This window comes from Streptomyces sp. NPDC043746, assembly GCF_056436485.1.
Genome location: NZ_JBWKCM010000005.1, coordinates 215,096 through 233,632 on the forward strand (window position 1 = coordinate 215,096; position 18,537 = coordinate 233,632).

Below are 18,537 nucleotides of genomic sequence, written 5' to 3' on the forward strand. Positions count from 1 at the left end.
TTTTTTGGTTGCATTCCCTTCCCACTTTGGGGGTTTGGTGGGTATTCGCCGTCTTTCCCCTTTCCGGGTGTTTTCCCCCCCCCCCCCCTTTTCTCCCCCCCCCCCCCCCCCCCCCCCCCCCCCCCCCGCCCCGCGTACGGGACCGAAGCCCACCCGCCCCTGCGCACAGCCGACGACCCGACGAACGACGGGAGCCCCCGATGGCCACGCCGCTCCGCTCCAACCGGGATTTCCGGCTGCTCTGGTTGAGCGGCCTCTTCGCCGTTCTGGGCAGCCAGATGAGCGCCCTCGCCCTGCCCCTGCTGGTCCTCAGGACGACCGGCTCCTCCGTGCAGGCCGGCGCGGTGGGGACGGTCTCCGTCTGCGCCCTGCTGGTGACGATGCTGCCGGGCGGGGTCATGGCCGACCGAGTCGAGCGGCGTCGGCTGATGCGGCTCTGCGACGCCGGAAGCCTCGCCGCCGTCACGGCCCTGACCATCGCGGTCTGGTACGGGCACGCCCCCATGGTGCTCGTCCTGCTGGTCGCGACCTCGGGAGCCGTCCTGAGCAGCGTCTACGGCCCCGCCGCCTTCGGACTGATGCGCGCGGTCGTGCCGCCGGACCAGATGGGCACGGCCACCGCACGGCTCCAGGCCCGTACCTCCACGGTCAAGATGGTCGGCCCGCTCGTCGGAGGCGCGCTGTTCGGTGTCCACGAGGCCCTGCCCTTCGCGGCGCAGTTCCTCGGGCTGCTCCTCTCGACCGTCTGTGTGGCGCTCGTGCGCACCCGCTCCGAGGCCGGCAGCCGGGCCGGTTCGGTCCTCAGCCGCCGCGAACTCACCGCCGGGCTCGCCTTCCTCTGGCAACTGCCCTACCTGCGGACCGTGTTGCTCGTCTTCGGCCTCGGCATGAACTTCGCCTTCGGCGCCCTCACCTTCACGGCGCTCGCCGTCTTCTCCGGGAACGGAGCCTCGGGTCTCGGCGGCGGCTTCGTCCTCACGTGCGTCTCGGCCGGTTCGCTCGCCGGGGCGCTGCTCGCGCCCCGGATCGCCCCGGACCGCCACGCCCGCGCCCTCATCGTCGCCACCTGCTGGGCGTGCGTCCTGACCGCCGCCGCGCTCGCCTGGCTGAGCAGCGCGCTGCTGGCCGGACTGCTCTGCGCGATCTGCATGGGCCTCTCGACGGTCGCCAGCATCGGCTTCCTCTCCACCCTCCTGATCGTCACCCCGGAGGACCGGATCGGGCGGGTGCAGAGCGCAGCGGGCTTCCTCTCCTCGATGGTCCAGCCCTTCGGGCCGCTCGCGGGCGGTGCCCTGCTGACGCTGTTCGGCAGCCGTATCGCCTTCAGCGCCGTCGGCTGTGTGCTGGCCGTCTCGGCCACCGTCGTGACGCTCGCCCCCTCGGTCCGGGCGGGTGCGGCGACGGCAGGGCCGACCGGGGAGCCGAAGCCGGAGCCCGATGCGGAGGCGAAGCCGACGCCCGAGCCCGAGCCTGCCGGAACGCCCCGCCCCGCCCCCGACTCCGCCGGCCCCGGCGCGCACTGAGGAGATCCACCGTGTCCGTCTCCGGTATCCAGCAGACCCAGCTCTACTGCCTCGCCGACCCCACCTACTACGAGACCCCGGCCCGGCTCCCGGACGAGGAGACCCGCTATCCGCTGGACTCCGCCCCGCCCCCCGAGGGCCGCCGCCGGGTCCGGAACGGGCTGTGGACCTCGCTGCTCCCCGAGGGCCGCCAACTCGCCGAGCAGGGCTGGAAGATCCACGTCTCCACCGTCCCGGAGGAGGCCGAGGCGACCCTGCGCGACACCGCCCGGATCTGCCTCGCCCACGGCGTGCCGTTCAAGTTCCTCCGCAGCGAGCAGGCGCTCCTGCTGATGTCCGACAAGTACATGGCCCGCTCCGGCGCCGGGAAGTTCCTCACCCTCTACCCGCCGGACGAGACCGTCTTCCTACGGGTGCTGGACGAGCTGGTCCCGGCGCTCGCCGGACGCCTTGGCCCGTACATCCTCAGCGACCTGCGGATCGGGGACGCCCCGGTCTACGTACGGTACGGAGCCTTCGTCGCCCGCTGGTGCCGGGACGCCGACGGGGAGCGGGTCCCGGCCCTGCGCCACCCGTCCGGTGAACTGGTCCCCGACGAGCGGGGCGTGGTCTTCCGGGTGCCGCCGTGGGTCACCGTCCCCGAGGCGCTGCGCCCGCACCTCGCGGCCCGTGCCGCCGCCGGGGACACCACGTTCCCGTACACGGTCACGGAGTCCCTCCAGTTCTCCAACGCGGGCGGGATCTACCGGGCCCGGCACCGGGAGACCGGCCGGCAGGTGGTGCTCCGCGAGGCCCGGCCGCACTGCGGGCTGGACGCGGCGGGCCACGACGCGGTGACCCGGCTGCACCGCGAGCACCGGGCGCTGACCGCACTGGCCGGGCTGGACTGCGTCCCCGAGGTCCACGGCGTGCGGAGCGTGTGGGAGCACCACTTCCTGATCGAGGAGTACATCGAGGGGGCCACCCTCCTGGAGGAGATCGTCGCCCGCTTCGCCCTCCTCCACGGCTCCGGCACGGACGCCGAACTCGCCACGTACACCGCCTGGGTGGACTCCGTCACCGAGCGGCTCGCCCAGGCGCTGGCCGCCATCCACGCCCGCGGATTCCGCTTCGGGGACCTCCACCCCTCCAACGTCGTCATCCGGCCCGACGGCCGGGTGGTCCTCGTCGACTTCGAGTACGCCACCGCCCTCGACGACCGGGACACCCCGGTGGCCGGTGCGCCGGGGCTCCAGGCGCCCACCGGGACCCCCGGCGCCGAGGCCGACGCCTACGCGCTCTGGGCGACCTGGCTCACCATGCTGATGCCGCTCATGGAGATGGCCGGGCACGACCGGGCCAAGGCGGTGACCCTGGAGCGGTGGGCCCGCCGGAGGTACCGCCTGGCGGCCGACGCGGGGCCCGTCCGGCCCGCCGCCCTGCGGGCCGCGGAGGACCGCCTCGGCGGCGAGAGCCAGATCGCCGCGCTCCTCGACGGGCCGGTACCCGACTGGGCCGAGCTGCGGACCCGGCTGGTCGCGGGCATCCGCGCCGGGGCGACCCCCGAGCGCACCGACCGCCTCTTCCCCGGCGACCCGCACGCCTTCGCGACCGGCGGCGGCGACCTCGCGCACGGGGCCGCGGGGGTGCTGTACGCCCTGCACCGCGTCGGCGCCCCCGTGGAGCCCGCCTGGACCGACTGGCTCTCGGATGCCGCCCGCCGCCGCGACCCGGCCGCGCCCGGCGGCCTGTACGGCGGGCTGCCGGGCACGGCGGTCGTCCTGTCGCTGCTGGGCCGCGCCGACGAGGGGCGCGAACTCTTCGAGCGGGCCGCCGCCGCGCCCCCGCCCGCCTCGGCCGACCTGCTGAACGGCCGCGCGGGCATCGCGCTCGCCGCCCTGCGCCTGGCCCGGTCGGCAGGCCGGGGAGTCGGGGGTCCGGATGCCATGGCGGGCCCGGGCACCGCGTCCGGCCGTCCTGCCACGGTCCACCCGCCCGCTCGGCCCCACCCGCATGCCACCACCGGCCCCGGGCCCGTAGCCCACCCGGATGCCGGGGTCGACCACGACCTCGTCGAGTCGGCCCTGCGCACCGCCCACGACCTGGACCGCCTGGTGCGCGGCGCATCCGTGCCGGGGCTGGCAGCACCTGCCTCGGCCGGACTGCTGCGCGGGCTCAGCGGCGCCGCCCTGCTCCACCTCGAACTCCACGCCCTCACCGGTGAGGACCGCCACCTGCGGGCCGCCGGCCGGGCCCTGGAGCGGGAGGCCGGGCACTGCGTGACGATGCCGGGGGGCACGGTCCAGGTGAAGGACGGCCGCCGCCATCTGCTCTACCTGGACCAGGGGAGCGGCGGCGTCGCGCTGGTGGCCCAGGCGTATCTGGCCCGCCGTGCCGCCCCGTCGCTGGCGGCCCTGCTGCCCGGTGTCCGGCGGGGGTGCGTCCTCGAATTCGTCCGCGAACCGGGGCTGTTCACCGGCCGCGCGGGGCTCATGGCCACCGCGGGCCAGCTGTCGCCCGACGGCCGCCGGGCCCCCGACGTCCTCGCCTCGCTACGGAACCTGTCCTGGCATCTGCTCGCCGAGGAGGACCGGCTGCTCGTGCCGGGCGCCCGGCTGCGCCGCTGCTCCGCCGACCTGGCGACGGGCGCGGCGGGGCTGCTGCTGGCCCTGCACTTCCTCTCCGGGGGCGCTACGGGGGCGGGCGCGGCGGGGACGGAGGCGGACGGGACCCCCGGCCTGCTGGAACTGCTCACCCTGGGGTGACGCTCCGGTGACCGGCCGGACGGACCGGGCGGGGACCGGCTGCCCGCATGGCCCTGTCCGCATGGCCCCCTCCCGCGCAACCCCGGCCCGCATGGCCCCTGCCCGCGCAACCCTGCCCGCGCGGCCCCGGCCCCTCCCGTGCCTCCAGCCCCCTCCGCACACCACCCCTACTGCGCGCCCGCCCGTTCGCGGGCGTACAGGCAGAGCAGCCGCGGCACTTCGTAGAGCGCGGCGTGGGCGGTGACCTCCCCCGTCGGTGAGGTCACCGCCCCCGCGTCGATCAGCGACTCGACCGTACGGATCGCCGCCCGCTCCCCGCACCCCAGCGCCTCCATCGCCCGGTCCAGAGTGATGCCGCCCTCCTGCGCGGGCCCGGCCAGACGCCCCAGCGCCCGCCGGTCGTCGACCGCCAGGTCCTGCCAGCCCGACGCCATGCGCCGCCGCACGGAGACGTCTCCGGCGACCAGTTCGTCCAGGGCCGCCGACGGCTCGTCGAGCCGGTCCGCGTACTCCGCCAGCGGCAGGTGGCGCAGCACCGCCAGCCGCATTCCGCTCACCCAGACCGCCAGCGGCAGCGCCCCGCAGGCCCGGACGATCCGCAGGGCCGCCGCCGGGTCGGTCCGCAGCCGGCCGGGCCCGATCAACTTGCCGAGCAGCTCCAGCGCCTCGGCGTCCGCCAGGGCGGCCAGGGCGATCCGGTGCACCGGGGCGAGTCCCGGCAGCTGGCCGCGCGCGGTGACCACCACCGAGGACGGCCCGGAGGACCGGGGCAGCAGCCCCCGTACGGAAGCCTCGTCCGGTACGTCGTCGAGGACGATCAGCGCCCGGTGCAGCGACAGCCACTCCTGCCAGGCCTCCTCCGCCCCCTGCGAGACCGCCACCGCCACCCCCACGGCCGGAACGGCCCCCGGCCCGCCGACGGCCGCCACCACCGGCACACCCACCACCCCCGGGACGCTCCCCGGCACCCGCACCCCGCACAACCGGGCCAGCTCGGCCAGGACTTCGGCGGGCGTACGGGCCGAGCCGTCCTCGCGGCGGACCCCGACGTGGAAGCGCCCGTCGGGGAAGGCGTCGCCGAGCAGATGGGCGGCGCGCAGGGCCAGGGCCGACTTGCCGGACCCCGCGGGCCCCGACACCACCATGACCCGCTCGTCCGCTGCGCCCAACAGCCCCAGCAGCTCCCGCAGTTCCTCGCGACGGCCGGTGAAGTGGCGCGGTGCGGCGGGCAGGGCCGCGCCGCTCGCGCTCTCCCGCCCCGCCCCCGGCGGCCGGTGGGAGCGGCCCCGCCCCAGCATCGCCTTGTAGAGGGCGGCCATCGCCGGGCTCGGCTCCAGGCCCAGCTCCCGTGCCAGCAACTGCCGGTAGTCGTCGTACACCGCCAGCGCCTCGGCCTGCCGCCCGGACTGGTGCAGCGAGTTCATCCAGGCCACCCGCAGCCGCTCCCGCAGCGGGTGGCGCTCCACCAGATCGCGCAGCCCGTCCACCGCCACGGCGCTGCGGCCCAGTTCGGTCTCGATCTCGGCCCAGTCCTCGTAGACGGTCAGACAGCGGGCCTCCAGCCGCTCCGCCTCCTCCGCCACCCCCGTGGAGTCCCGCAGGTCGTCCAGCGGCGGCCCCGCCCACAGGTCCAACGCCTCCCGCAGCAGCCGGGCCGCCGCCCGCAGGTCGCCGCGCTCACCGGCCGCCCGCCCGGCCCGGGCCAGGGACCGGAAGCGCAGGGTGTCCAACTCGGCCTCGTCGATGGTGAGCCGGTAGCCGCCGCAGCCGTGGACGACCCGGTCGCGTTCGTCGTCGCCGGTGCTGCCGAGCAGGGCGCGAGCGGCGCTCACATAGACCTGGAGGTTCTTGCGCGCGGTTCTCGGTGGGTCGTCGGGCCAGACCGCGTCCGTCAACACATCGACCGAGACCGGGGTGTTGGGCCGGGAGAGCAGGGTGGCGAGGACGATGCGCTGCTTGCGGGGGCCGAGCGGGAGCGGCCGGCCGTCCCGTCGGGCGGTGAGCGGGCCCAGGAGCGAGAAGTACACGGCACCGGCCGGGGCCGGGCGGGCGGGAGGTCGGATCATCAGCGGGCCTCCGGAAGCGGGGACGAAGGGCAGACTGCCGTACGTACCCCTCGATGCTCCCTACCGCACGGTCACCGGCACATCGGGGCGGTACCCGCATGTTCCGCCCCCGCACCCGACCGAAACCGCCCCGCGCCCCCATGTTGTGGGGGCCCGGCACGGGCGGTCGCGGCGCTCACGCGGGCTCGACCTCCACCGCGCACTCCGCCGCGAACTCGCAGAGCGCCGAGCGGTCCGCCCGGCCCGTCTTGCTGAGCAGGCTGGCCATGTGCTTCTCCACCGTGCGCGGCGAGATGGAGAGCCGCCGGGCGATCTGCTGGTTGCCCGGCCGCTCCGGCAGCAGCACGAACACCTCGTACTCACGCGGGGTCACCCCGCTGGTCCGCAGTGAGAGCGGGATGCGGTCCCAGCCGCCCCGGTGCTGGGTGACGCTCGCCCCGGCCTGCCGTAGCGCGGCCCGGCAGGCGGAGGCGACCGGCTGCACCCCCACCCCGTAGAAGAACTCCTCGGCCCGGCGCAGCCAGGCGACCGGCTCGCCCCACCCGTCGGCCCGGGCCGCGTCCGCGACCAGGCGCAGCCCGAGATGGCGGGCGACCGGGAAGGGGGCGGCCCGGGCGTCGAAGGACGCGACCAGGCGGGCGGCCTCGGACCGGTCGCCGTCGCGGCCCAGCAGCACCGCCTCTGCCAGCTCCAAAAACTGCCCGTTCCAGGCGAGTTCGGCACCGGACGAGGCGCGTACGGCCGCGAACTCCGCCCGGTCCGCCGCCCCCGCCAGGACCCGCAGGAGGGGGCGCAGCCCGTAACTCCCGCTCAGGTAGAAGTAGCTGGGGTGGTCACGCTCCCAGGCGAGCACCGCGTCCAGTTGCGCCAGCGCCCGCTCCCGGTCCTCCTCCAGCAGGGCGCCGATCGCCTTGCACAGCCCCAACTGGTGGGGTACCAGCAGGGATTGCTCGCCGCCCGCCCGTCTGAACGCGGCCAGCGAGCGGTCCATGTCCCGCCGCCGCCCCCGGTGCGCGGCCATCGTGGCGGCGGAGAGCAGCAGATAGCGGTGGGCCGAGTGGTTGCCGACCCGGGCACTGGCCTCCAGAGAACGGTCGATGATCTCCTGCGCCTCGTCCCACCGGGCGCAGAGCACCGCGTTCATGGCGAGCAGCCCGTCCACCGTCTGGGTCAGCAGCAACGCCCCCAGCTCGATCGCCGCGGCCCGCGCCGAGCGGAGCCGGGAGGCGTCCCCGGTCCGCATGAAGGCGTTGGCGCCCAGCCGCACCAGGGCCTCCACCCGCCAGACGGGCAGGTCGTGGTCGGTGGAGAGCGCGAGCATCCGCTCCAGGCAGGCGTCCGCCGCGTCGAACCCGCTCTCGCGCAGCAGCAGGGCCAGCAACTGCCAGGCCTGGCAGGCGACCACGGGCAGCCCCTCGGCCTCCGCGATCTCCGCCGCCTCCCGGGCGGCCCGCTCGGTCTCCGAGGGGCAGCGGTGCTCCTGGCCGGGCAGCAGGGCGAGATGGGCGTCGGCGACGCCGAGTGCGGCCCGGCGGCCGGGGGCGGGCTCCTCGCCGAGCAGGGTGCGGGCGGCCTCGATCTGGCGGGCCGCGTCGGCCGCCCGCTCGGCCATCACGGCCACCCACGCGATCTTGATGTGGATCTCGCCGCGCCGGTCGGCGGCCTCGGTGCGCGCGGGCACCGGCGGCAGCGCGTCGGCCAGCTCCAGGGCCGAGTCCAGGTCGCCGCCCTCGGCCTTCGCCACCGCCAGCGACTCGCAGATGGCGGGCCGGTCGGCGTCGGCGGCCAGCGGGCAGGCCCGCTCCAGCAGCACCACGGCCGAACCGTGGGCCCCCGAGGCGAGCATCCGCCTCCCGGCCTCCGCGAACCGCAGCGCGGCCCCGGCCCGGTTGCCGGCGGCCAGATGGAGGGAGGCGACGAGCTGCTGTCCGTCCTCGTCCAGCGGTTGCCCGGACCGCTCGACGGCCCCGGCGGCCCGGCGGGCCAGCGCGGCGCGCTCGGCCGGGGCGAGCGAGGAGATCAGGGCCTCGGCGGTCAGCGAGTGGCGGAAGGCGTAACGGTCGGGGGCGGCGCCGTCCGGGGCGATCACCCCGGCCTCCACGGCGGAGCGCAGATGGGTGAACAGGGCCCGGTCCTCGAAGCCCGTGACGGTCTGGAGCACAGTGACCGAGAACTGGCCGCCCAGGGTGGCCGCCGCCCATAAGAGTTCCCGCACCGGCTCGTCCAGCCGGTCCAGCCGACGCGTCCAGCTCCGGACGATCCCCGAGGGCACCGGCCCGCCGGGATCTTCGGCCGCCTCCCAGCCGCCCTCTGCCTGCCGCAACTGACCGGTATCGAGCAGATCGGCCAGCAGCACTTCCAACAAGTACGGGTTTCCGCCCGACCGTTCGGCCAGACGCTGGTGCACGACCTGGGGTATCTCCTCGGGTGCCGCCTCCAGGCACGCACCGGTCAGCACCCGCGTCTGGTCGTCCCCGAGCGGTTTCAACTCCCTGATGACCGCGGCCTGTCGGCGCTCGGCCGAGCGTACGAGATCGAGTGCTGCCCCCGCCTCCGGGCGCAGGGTCCCCAGCAGCAGGATCGGCAGGTCCGCGAGATTGTCGATGACGTACTCGACGACCGCGACCGTCTCCGCGTCGCTGTCGTGCAGATCCTCCAGCAGGATCGTGCAGCCGGACTCCCGGCCCAGCACGGAGAGCAGCCGCAGCAGCGCCTCCGCCAGCTCGACCACGGTCTCCGGGTAGCCGGGCGAGGCCTTCTGGCGCCACTCCGGGACCAGCCGGGCCAGCGCGGGGTGGTACGGCGCGAGTTCGGGATCGGTCGGGGTGCCCGCGGCCCGGAAGCGGGAGGAGAGGGCTTCCACGAGTGGCCGGAAAGGGACGACGAGACCGGTCGAGGTGGCCCGGCCGCGCAGCACGGGCATGCCGAGCCCGTAGGCCCGGTAGGCGCACTCACCCACCAGCCGGGATTTGCCGATCCCGGCCTCGCCGACGAAGAACAGGGCGCGCCCCGAACGCCGTCGCACGGCGTCCAGGGCGCTGCTCAGCAGGCCGATCTCCTCGTCCCGCCCGACGATGACCGGCGAAGTGGCTCGCATGGGCGCAGGCTACTGGAGTCGTAACTCATCCGGCAGCGCCCCAATGCGCCACAATCCGGCCGAGGCGCGGCTAAAGCGGAATCATGGTGGTCCACGGCAGGTCGATGGTGTTGCCCGTCTCGCCCTCCGAGGCGCTGAGGAGTCTGCTGCGCATGCCCAGCCCGCCGCCGATACCAAAGGATATCTGCCCGGCCGGGTGGTCGTAGCCGCCCTCCTGGGAGTGCTTGGCGGATCCCTGCATCGCCGATTCGCTGATGTGCGTCATCTCTGCCTCATTCTCCTTGAAAGAAAGGTTTCTGACGTGCAATCACACAATGGGTCGGTCGGACGGTCGATGGTCGGCGGGTCTCGCGGTACGGGGACCGGGCCCGCACCCGGGGGCCCTCATGCGGCCCCCGCGGACGGGTTGAGCAGCAGCGCTGAGCCGATGCGGTCGGGGAACCCCGCCCGCAGCAGCCCGTGACCGATCCCCGAGAGGCCGGTGAGCAGCCCCGGGTGCGGTACGTGGCCGGGGGTCCCGCAGCGCGGCCCTTCCCGGTCGGCGGCGGCCAGCAGGGTCCCGGCCCGGCGCACCCACGGGGTGCGGTCGCCGGTCAGGGCCGGGTGGCCGAGCAGTTCGAGCAGGCCCAGCTCGCCGTGGCAGAGGCTGTCGTCGGCGAGCGGGGGGCGGTCCGCCAGCTCACCGGCCCGCTCCGCCAGCCAGCCCGACAGGTCCGGATCGGCCAGGGCGCCCGGGCTGTCCGCGACCGCGAGGGCCGCCCCCGCCGCCCCCTCGCACCAGGCCCCGCCCTCCGCCACCTCGGCGGTCGCCCGGCGCAGGGCCCGCAGCCCCGCCGTACGGTACTGCTCACCGCCCCCCGCCGCGGCGAAGCGCAGCAGCGCCCAGCCGATGCCCGCGGCCCCCTCGGCGAAGCCGCCGGCCGCCGGGAGCGGGGCCACGGCGAGCCGCTCGGCACACCGCTCCGCGCCCCGCCACGCCTCGGCCCGGCCGGTGGTGCGGTGGACCGCGAGCAGGGAGACCAGCCCGCCGGCCGCCCCGCCGCGCACCCCGTACCCCGCCTCGGCGGCGCCCGCGGCGCAGGCCAGCCGGGTGGCGGGGCCCGCCAGCTCCGTCACCGTCCGGTCCTTGAGCAGGGCGCCCACCTCGGCCAGGGCGTACGCGATGCCGCCGAGACCCGCGAAGGCCCCCGAGCCCAGCACCGCGAGGTCGTCGACCCGGCCGTGCAGGGCGTCCAGCAGTCCGGGCACCGGGGCCAGCGCCTCGCGGGCCGCCTCGGCGTACCGCTCGGCCCCGGTGAGGGCGGCCAGCTGGGCCAGGTAGAGGGCGGGGCCGGTGTAGCCGCTCGCGAGGTCGGCCGCCATCGGGGCGAGCCGCCAGTAGCGCTCGCCCAGCAGCTCCAGGCCGATCCAGTTGGTGCGGTGCTCGTACCGGTAGGCGAGCGAGACGAGCTGGTCGCCCACCGACCGTGCGGCGGAGAGGAGGTGCTCCGGCTCGGGGGCCGTCGCGGCCGTCCGGGCCCGTGCCCCGCCCTCCGACCTGTGCGGCGGTTCGGCGGAGGTGGAGACCATCGCGGCCCGGATGATCCGCTCCTGGTCCTGGCGGTCCACCGAGTCCATGGCCCGTACCTTCGCCTCGACCCGTTCGAGACCGGTGGCACCCGAGGTGCCGGGCACCCCGCGTCCGGTGCCGCTCCACAGCTCCGTGGAGCCGGGCCGGGTGAGGAAGACCGGCACGTCACCGGCCCACAGCTCCTCGATCTCCTCCTCCTCCAGACCGGGCAGCGCGGGGGTGCCCAGGGTGGGGGTGCGCAGCAGCGAGAGGACCTGGTGGCGTTCGGCGGCGTCCCGCATCAGGTCGGGGTGGGTCGACTCGTCGAGCAGCGTCGTGTAGGTCCAGGTCGGCCGGGAGACCACCCGGACCTCGTCCCGCGCGAAGTCCGTCAACAGGCCCCGCTTGCCGAGTAGTTCGTCACGGTATTCGCTGATCGCGGTGTAGCCGACGCGGAAGCCCTCGCACAGGGCGTCGGTGTACGCGCACGGGTCGGCCGGAACCCCGTCCAGCCGGGGCCGGTTGGCGGACTCGGTGAACCGCGCGGAGCGCCGTACCAGCCGCATGGTGTCCAGGCCCGCGTCGGCCCAGTCGGCCGTCTCGATGGGGGAGGGGGCGGCCCGGCCGCCGCCGATCGCGGAGACGTCGAGCGCGGCCGAGTCCCCGACCAGCAGCTGCGGCAGCAGCCCGACCCGGTAGGCCGAGGCGTGCAGGGCGCGGGCGGCGGGGTCGGCGGAGTGCGCCTGGGCGAGGGGCGGGTGGAACAGCGTCTCCACGTCCACCAGGACCGGATGCGGCCCGCAGGCGATCAGGTTCTCCTGGTGCAGATCGGTCCCGTCCAGCAGATGGAGCAGGGCCAGCAGCGCGCCCTGACGGCGGTAGAACAGGCGGGTCTCCGCCGTGGTCGAGCAGGGCCGCTCGGCGACGAACTCCACCCACCCGTAATCACCCCGGTCCAGCACCCGCAGCGCCCGCAGGGACGGCGTACCGGGCAGCGAACCGAACCACTCCACCAGGGAGTTGAAGTGCCGGTGGGCGGAGAGCGGGCGCGGCTTGTAGACCAGCCGGGTGCCGTCGTTGAAGCGCAGCAGCATCACCGAGCGGCCCCCGCGGTGGCTGTCACCGGCGCCCGTGTCGACCCCGGTCAGCGCCCCCGGCCCCGGCCCCGCGCCCAGCGACCCCGCCGCCGGACCCCGGTCGCCCAGCACCCCGGAGGCGGCCAGCAGCTCCCGGTCGTCGGCCAGCCGGCCGAGCATCTCCGTCAGGGCGTCGGCCGCGCTCAGGCTCGTCCGGGCCAGGACGTGGGCCAGCACGGGATAGGCGGTGAGGAAGGCCGCCAGCCCGTCCCGCCCCGCCGTCACCCGCAGGAAGTCCCGGAACCGCTCCTCGGGCCCCTCCCCGGCCAGCCGCCCGGCCTGCCGCGCCCGGTGCAGCTCCAGCACGAGCGTCCGCGCCGCCAGCCGGGCCAGCCGCGCGGTCAGCTGGGACCGGAAGTCCTCCAGTACGGGGGCGAGCCCGACGGCGGTCCCGGCCCGTACGGCGTTGTTCGACGGGGAGGTCAGCAGCCGTGCGGCGGCCCGCTCGGCGAACGGGGCCACGACGAGGGCGAAGCCGGTGAGCCCGGGGTAGGGCCGTTCGGCCACCGGGGCCTGCGGCGGTGCGTCGGCGATGACGCCCTGGACGAAGACCACCCAGTCGGGCTCGCCCACGGGCGGCTCCCCGATGACCCCGGGCAGCCACCAGGGCCCGGTACGAGCGGAGTTGTCGGCTGCGACCTTGGGGGAGGCGCAGGGGCGGCCGTTCCCGGCGGCGCGGGCGAACCCGCCGGTGGCGTGGGCGCCGCCGGTCGGGTTCATGTTCACCACCGCGGTGGACCCGTTCACGGTGACGGCCGGGGGAGCGAGCCGGGCAGCAGCCCCCGTACCGCCGCTGCCGATCAGTTCCTTCTCCACCGCACCTCCCAGGTCGGGAGCGGTCCACCGGACCGCCTGCGACCATCCTGGCGGTGGGGACTCCCGTGGCGCATGGGGGAGTTGCCCCCATCTTTCGCCGGATGGCGTGCACCCCGGGGGTGAGTGCGGCCTCACCAGGGCCTGTGCGGACTCACACCGCCCGGGGCGGAGCCGTCGACGCCCGGATCATCAACTCGGCGGCGATGGTGGCGATGCCGCCCGGCGGCGGGTTCTCCTTGCCCATCGCGAGCCGTCCGGCCCGCGCCCCCGCCTCGAAGAGCGGCAGCCGTACGGTGGTCAGTGCGGGCGCGGCGTCCACCGAGAACGGCAGGTCGTCGAAGCCGGCCACCGAGATGTCCTGCGGGATGCGGAGTCCCTGGTCCCGTACGGCGGCGCAGGCGCCCAGCGCGACCGTGTCGTTGGCGGCGACGACGGCGGTGATGCCGGGCTCCCGGCGCAGCAGGTCGAGGGTGGCCTCGTATCCGGAGCGCCGGTCGTAGGGGCCGTGCACGGTGAGCCGCTCGTCGTCCCCGCCGTCCAGCCCCGCGCCCCGCAGGGCCTCGCGGTGGCCCTCCAGTCGGTGCCGGGTGGTGGTGTGCTCCGGCGGTCCGGCGACATAGCCGATCCTGCGGTGGCCCAGCGCGACCAGGTGCTCGGTCAGCCGCCGCCCGCCGCCCCGGTTGTCGAAGGCGAGCGCGGCGACGAGCAAGTCCCCCTCGGGGAGCGGGGGGCGCCCGCAGAAGACGATCCGGGTGCCCGCGTCCGCCAGCTTGCCCAGCTTCGCGGCCATGGCGGCCTGCTGGCCCGGGCTCTCGACCGCGCCGCCGGTGACGACGACCGCGGCGGCCCGCTGGCGCTGGAGGAGGGTGAGATAGGTCAGCTCGCGCTCGGGGGAGCCGCCGGTGTTGCAGATGACGGCCAGCTTCTCGCCACCCGCCCGCCCGGAGCCGTCCCCCGGCCCGCCGATCTGGCTCTGCGCGGCCCCGGCCATGATCCCGAAGAAGGGGTCCGCGATGTCGTTGACCAGGATGCCGACGAGGTCGGAGGTGGCGGCGGCCAGCGAGCTGGCGGGCCCGTTGAGCACGTAGTCCAGGTCGTCGACCGCGCGCAGGACCCGCTCCCGGGTCGAGGCGGCGACCGGGTAGTTCCCGTTCAGCACACGGGAGACGGTGGCCGGCGACACCCGGGCGCGGGCCGCCACGTCCGCCAGGGTGACTGTCATCGCTCTCCTCCGTGGTCGCGTGCGGCGCCCCTCTTGTCCGGCCGCTGTCCGCAGGCTAGCGTCCCCTCGTGTAGAAAGCGCTTACTACGCTGTAGGGAGGGAACTTCGTGACACGCAGGACAGTGCGCATCGCCATGAACGGCGTCACGGGTCGCATGGGGTACCGGCAGCATCTGGTGCGTTCGATCCTCGCGATCCGCGAGCAGGGCGGCCTGGACCTCGGCGGCGGAGAGGTCCTCTGGCCGGAGCCCGTCCTCGTCGGCCGCCGCGCCCACGCCCTGGAGGAGCTGGCCGCACGGCACGGTCTGGCCGAGTGGTCGACGGACCTGGACGCGGTGCTCGCGGACGACACGGTGGAGATCTACTTCGACGCCCAGGTCACCTCGGCCCGGCTGGAGTCGGTCAGGAGAGCCGTGGCGGCCGGCAAGCACATCTACACGGAGAAGCCCACGGCGGCGGACGTCGAGGGCGCCCTCGACCTGGCCCGCCTCGCGCGCGAGGCGGGCATCAAGCACGGTGTGGTCCAGGACAAGATCTTCCTGCCGGGCCTGCTGAAGCTCAAGCGCCTGATCGACGGCGGCTTCTTCGGAGAAATCCTGTCCGTGCGGGGCGAGTTCGGCTACTGGGTCTTCGAGGGTGACTGGCAGGAGGCCCAGCGCCCCTCGTGGAACTACCGCGCGGAGGACGGCGGCGGCATCGTCGTCGACATGTTCCCGCACTGGGAGTACGTGCTCCACGAGCTGTTCGGCCGGGTAACTTCCGTGACGGCCCAGGTGCGGACGCACGTTCCGCGCCGCTGGGACGAGCGCGGCAAGCCCTACGAGGCGACCGCCGACGACGCCGCGTACGGGATCTTCCAGCTGGCGGGCGGGGCCGTCGCCCAGATCAACTCCTCCTGGGCGGTCCGGGTCGACCGGGACGAGCTGGTGGAGTTCCAGGTGGACGGCACCCACGGGTCGGCGGTGGCGGGCCTGCGCAACTGCCGCGTACAGCACCGCTCCTGCACCCCCAAGCCGGTCTGGAACCCGGACCTCCCGGTCACCGAGCCGTTCCGCGACCAGTGGCAGGAGGTCCCGGACAACCAGGAGTTCGACAACGGCTTCAAGGCGCAGTGGGAGCTGTTCCTGCGCCACGTGGTGCTGGACGAGCCGTACACCTGGGACCTGTTGGCCGGAGCGCGCGGGGTCCAACTAGCGGAACTGGCGCTGAAGTCGTCGGCGGAGGGCCGCCGCCTCGATGTCCCGGAGCTGACACGGTGAGGGCGTCGGTGCTGCTGCCCAGCGGCCCCTACACCCCCCGCGCCACCCCGCTGGACCTGCCCCCGTCAGGGGCGCCCTCGTCCTCCCGTACGGTCTACTCGGCGGCCCATGTGGTCGCGGACCCGTACGCGGACCCCGGCCCGGACGGCCCGGCGGCCGTCGACTGGGAGGCCACGCTCGCCTTCCGCCGCCACCTCTGGGCGCACGGCCTGGGCGTGGCGGAGGCGATGGACACGGCGCAGCGGGGGATGGGCCTGGGCTGGCCGGGAGCGGCGGAGCTGATCCGCCGCTCGGCGGCGGAGGCGAGGGCGGTGGGCGGTGGGATCGCCTGTGGAGTGGGCACGGACCAACTGCTTCCGACGTCCGAACCAACCCTGGCGGAGGTGGCATCGGCGTACGAGGAGCAACTGGCCCTGGCCGAGGTGAACGGGGTGCGGCCGATCCTGATGGCCTCGCGCGCCCTGGTCCGCGCGGCAAGAGGCCCGGAGGAGTACGTGGCGCTCTACGCCCACCTCCTGCGCCAGTCGAGGGAGCCGGTGATCCTGCACTGGCTGGGCCCGATGTTCGACCCGGCGCTGGAGGGCTACTGGGGGAGCACGGACCTGGACGAGGCGACGGAGACGCTCCTGAAGGTGATCGCCGAACACCCGGACAAGGTGGACGGCATCAAGATCTCCCTGCTGGACGCGGCCCGCGAGATCGAGGTGCGTCGCCGCCTGCCGGCCGGGGTGCGCTGCTACACGGGCGACGACTTCCACTACCCGGAGCTGATCGCGGGCGACGAACAGGGCTACAGCCACGCGTTGTTGGGCATCTTCGATCCGCTCGGCCCCCTGGCGGCACACGCGGTACGGGTCCTGGACACGGGGGACGTGGACGGCTTCCGCGCCCTCCTGGACCCCACGGTCGAACTCTCCCGCCACCTCTTCGGGCCGCCGACCCGCTTCTACAAGACGGGTGTGGTCCTCCTGGCCTGGCTCGCGGGCCACCAGGACCACTTCACGATGGTGGGCGGCCTCCAGTCGGCGCGCTCGCTGCCGCATCTGGCGAAGGCGTACCGACTGGCGGACACTCTGGGCCTGTTCCCGGACCCCGAGCTGGCGGCGCACCGCATGCGGACCCTGCTGGCGGTCCAGGGGGGATCAGGATGACCGACGGGCTCGCGCGTCTGTCGATCAACCAGGAGACGATCAGGCAGTGGTCACTGCCCGAGCTGGCCGAGGGGTGCGTCACGGCGGGGATCGGCCGGGTCGGCCTGTGGCGGGCGCCGATCCAGGCGTACGGCGTCGAGCGCACGGCGAGGCTCCTCTCGGACGCCGGGCTCACGGTCACCAGCCTCTGCCGGGGCGGCTTCCTCACCGCGCTGGACCCGGCCGGGCGGGCCCGCGCCCTGGACGACAACCGCCGGGCGGTGGACGAGGCCGCGACCGTCGCGACCGACACCCTGGTCCTGGTCTCCGGCGGCCTCCCGCCCGGCAGCCGCGACCTGCACGGGGCGAGGGAGCGGGTGGCCGACGCGCTGGCCGAACTCGCCCCGTACGCGGCGGACCGCGGCGTACGCCTGGCGATCGAGCCGCTGCACCCGATGTTCGCGTCCGACCGCTGCGTGGTCTCGACCCTGGCCCAGGCCCTGGACATCGCGGAACGCTTCCCGGCCGAGCGGGTCGGCGTGGTCGTCGACACGTACCACGTCTGGTGGGACGACCGGGCCCCCGCCCAGATCGCCCGGGCCGGGGCGTCGGGCCGTATCCACGCCTTCCAGCTGGCCGACTGGATCACCCCGCTCCCGGCGGGCGTCCTGCTGGGCCGGGGGCAACTGGGCGACGGCAGCGTGGACTTCCGCTCACTCTGTACGGCGGTGGAGGCGGCGGGCTACGACGGCCCGATCGAGGTGGAGATCTTCAACGAGTCGCTGTGGGCCAGGGGCGGGGCGGAGGTGCTGGCCGAGGTGGCCGAGCGCTATGTGCAACATGCCTGGTGACGGCCCTGACCGAGCCCAAGGGTAAAGAGATCGTCAAGGGGTGCAACCTTCGCGTGCCCTCTCGGGTCACACAGGGCGTCGGGAACTTCCGGGGAGGGGTCCGGGGGGAACGGGAAGGCCCGACGGGGGGAGAGCGAGGGGGGTCCGGCCGCGAGGCCGGGCCCCATTCGGCTTTCGGGCCCCGCCCGCCGGGGGCCGGGACTCAGGACGGCACCCGAGAGCGATCGGCCGGGGAGTCCTCCCGCAGCGTGCGCACGTCCATCAGCGCGGGGTCCTGGGCGAGGAGCCGGGCGTGGAGGGCGCGCAGGGAGGGGCCGGGCTCGGATCCCAGCTCCGCCACCAGGCGGGCGCGGTGCCGCGCGTACACGACGAGGGCTTCGCCGCCCCGGTCCGAACGGTGGAGCGCGAGCATCAGCAGCCAGGCGAACCGCTCCCGCAGCGGATACTTGTGCACGGCGTAGTGCAGCAGGGGAACGGCGTGGCGGTGGCGGCCGAGCTGTAGCTCCACTTCGGCCAGCACCTCCATGTCGGTCAGGAACCGCTCCTGGCGGAAGAGCCGCTCCCGTTCCATCATCGGCCCGTCCAGCCCTTCCGCCAGCGGCCCGGTGGACATGGTGCGGGCCCGCTCCAGCAGCTCGGACGCCTCCTGGAGCCGGCCGTCGCGGGCGGCGGCGAGACCGGCGGCGGCGAGGCGTTCGTACGTGTAGAAGTCGACCTCCGCGTCACCGGCGTCGAGCCGGTAGCCGCCCCCGGACCAGTGGATCACCGCGCCCTGCTCCCCGTCCCCGCCCGGTTGGAGCAGGGCCCGGAGCCCGGAGACGGACTTCTGGATCAGGTTCTTCGCGTACGCCGGGTACTCCTCGCCCCAGAGCGCCTCGGTCAGCTGATCGATCCCGGTCTCCATGCCGGGCCGCAGGAGCAGCACCGCCAGGAGCGCCCGCTGCTTGGGCGGCCCCAGCTCCAGATCCGTGGCGCCCCGGCTGACATGGAGGGGCCCGAAGAGGCGGACGGTGAGGCGCGAGGAGCCGCCGCCACCCGCAACTCCCTCCCCACCACCCCCGACACCCTCCGGCGGCCTCCCGTCCGGCTCGTCCCGACCTCGCAGCAGCACACCCGACATGTCTCCCCCTGGGCCCCGAGTCCA

Annotated in this window: 11 protein-coding genes; 5 read left to right on the top strand and 6 right to left on the bottom strand. The window is 75.0% G+C overall.

The window, feature by feature from the left end; genetic code table 11:
• The first annotated feature begins 200 nt into the window (after positions 1–200).
• Entirely contained in the window at positions 201–1,523 is a 1,323-nt protein-coding gene (locus tag AC0682_RS08225) for an MFS transporter (protein WP_478531644.1), read from the top strand.
• 11 nt (positions 1,524–1,534) lie between these two features.
• The gene (gene lanKC / locus AC0682_RS08230) at positions 1,535–4,267 is read left to right on the top strand and encodes a class III lanthionine synthetase LanKC (RefSeq protein WP_478531645.1); all 2,733 of its coding nucleotides are present in this window, start codon (positions 1,535–1,537) and stop codon (positions 4,265–4,267) included.
• Between the two features lie 167 nt (positions 4,268–4,434).
• Here the strand turns inward: lanKC and AC0682_RS08235 are convergent, their stop codons facing one another.
• The 5 genes from AC0682_RS08235 to AC0682_RS08255 form a co-directional block, all read right to left on the bottom strand.
• Positions 4,435–6,333, bottom strand: a complete 1,899-nt coding sequence (locus AC0682_RS08235) for an AfsR/SARP family transcriptional regulator (protein WP_478531646.1) — start codon at positions 6,331–6,333, stop codon at positions 4,435–4,437.
• 175 nt (positions 6,334–6,508) lie between these two features.
• Positions 6,509–9,430, bottom strand: coding sequence for a helix-turn-helix transcriptional regulator (locus AC0682_RS08240; RefSeq protein ID WP_478531648.1), 2,922 nt, complete (start codon positions 9,428–9,430; stop codon positions 6,509–6,511).
• Between the two features lie 70 nt (positions 9,431–9,500).
• Positions 9,501–9,695, bottom strand: a complete 195-nt coding sequence (locus tag AC0682_RS08245) for a hypothetical protein (protein ID WP_478531650.1) — start codon at positions 9,693–9,695, stop codon at positions 9,501–9,503.
• 119 nt (positions 9,696–9,814) lie between these two features.
• Positions 9,815–12,931 (bottom strand): type 2 lanthipeptide synthetase LanM family protein, encoded by a 3,117-nt coding sequence (locus tag AC0682_RS08250; RefSeq protein WP_478531651.1) that lies wholly within the window; start codon positions 12,929–12,931, stop codon positions 9,815–9,817.
• Between the two features lie 151 nt (positions 12,932–13,082).
• Positions 13,083–14,153, bottom strand: a complete 1,071-nt coding sequence (locus AC0682_RS08255; RefSeq protein WP_478531652.1) for a LacI family DNA-binding transcriptional regulator — start codon at positions 14,151–14,153, stop codon at positions 13,083–13,085.
• A 107-nt stretch (positions 14,154–14,260) separates the two neighbouring features.
• Here AC0682_RS08255 and AC0682_RS08260 point away from each other — a divergent pair, with 107 nt between their 5' ends.
• The 3 genes from AC0682_RS08260 to AC0682_RS08270 are packed head-to-tail and all read left to right on the top strand — an operon-like array spanning position 14,261 to position 17,393.
• Positions 14,261–15,412, top strand: coding sequence for a Gfo/Idh/MocA family protein (locus AC0682_RS08260; protein WP_478531653.1), 1,152 nt, complete (start codon positions 14,261–14,263; stop codon positions 15,410–15,412).
• The gene (locus AC0682_RS08265) at positions 15,409–16,563 is read left to right on the top strand and encodes a dihydrodipicolinate synthase family protein (RefSeq protein ID WP_478531654.1); all 1,155 of its coding nucleotides are present in this window, start codon (positions 15,409–15,411) and stop codon (positions 16,561–16,563) included. The genes AC0682_RS08260 and AC0682_RS08265 overlap by 4 nt, the downstream gene beginning before the upstream one ends.
• Entirely contained in the window at positions 16,560–17,393 is an 834-nt protein-coding gene (locus AC0682_RS08270; protein WP_478531655.1) for a sugar phosphate isomerase/epimerase family protein, read from the top strand. Before AC0682_RS08265 ends, AC0682_RS08270 begins: the two co-directional genes overlap by 4 nt.
• A gap of 202 nt (positions 17,394–17,595) precedes the next feature.
• Here the strand turns inward: AC0682_RS08270 and AC0682_RS08275 are convergent, their stop codons facing one another.
• Complete coding sequence (locus AC0682_RS08275) at positions 17,596–18,504, bottom strand: AfsR/SARP family transcriptional regulator (protein WP_478531656.1); 909 nt, start codon at positions 18,502–18,504, stop codon at positions 17,596–17,598.
• Positions 18,505–18,537 lie beyond the last annotated feature (33 nt).

Bases quoted from the DNA above. Each gene is read 5' to 3' on its own strand.
- AC0682_RS08270 (WP_478531655.1), top strand. From the start codon at position 16,560: ATGACCGACGGGCTCGCGCGTCTGTCGATCAACCAGGAGACGATCAGG.
- AC0682_RS08235 (WP_478531646.1), bottom strand. From the start codon at position 6,333: ATGATCCGACCTCCCGCCCGCCCGGCCCCGGCCGGTGCCGTGTACTTC.
- AC0682_RS08240 (WP_478531648.1), bottom strand. From the start codon at position 9,430: ATGCGAGCCACTTCGCCGGTCATCGTCGGGCGGGACGAGGAGATCGGC.
- AC0682_RS08245 (WP_478531650.1), bottom strand. From the start codon at position 9,695: ATGACGCACATCAGCGAATCGGCGATGCAGGGATCCGCCAAGCACTCC.
- AC0682_RS08225 (WP_478531644.1), top strand. From the start codon at position 201: ATGGCCACGCCGCTCCGCTCCAACCGGGATTTCCGGCTGCTCTGGTTG.
- AC0682_RS08255 (WP_478531652.1), bottom strand. From the start codon at position 14,153: ATGACAGTCACCCTGGCGGACGTGGCGGCCCGCGCCCGGGTGTCGCCG.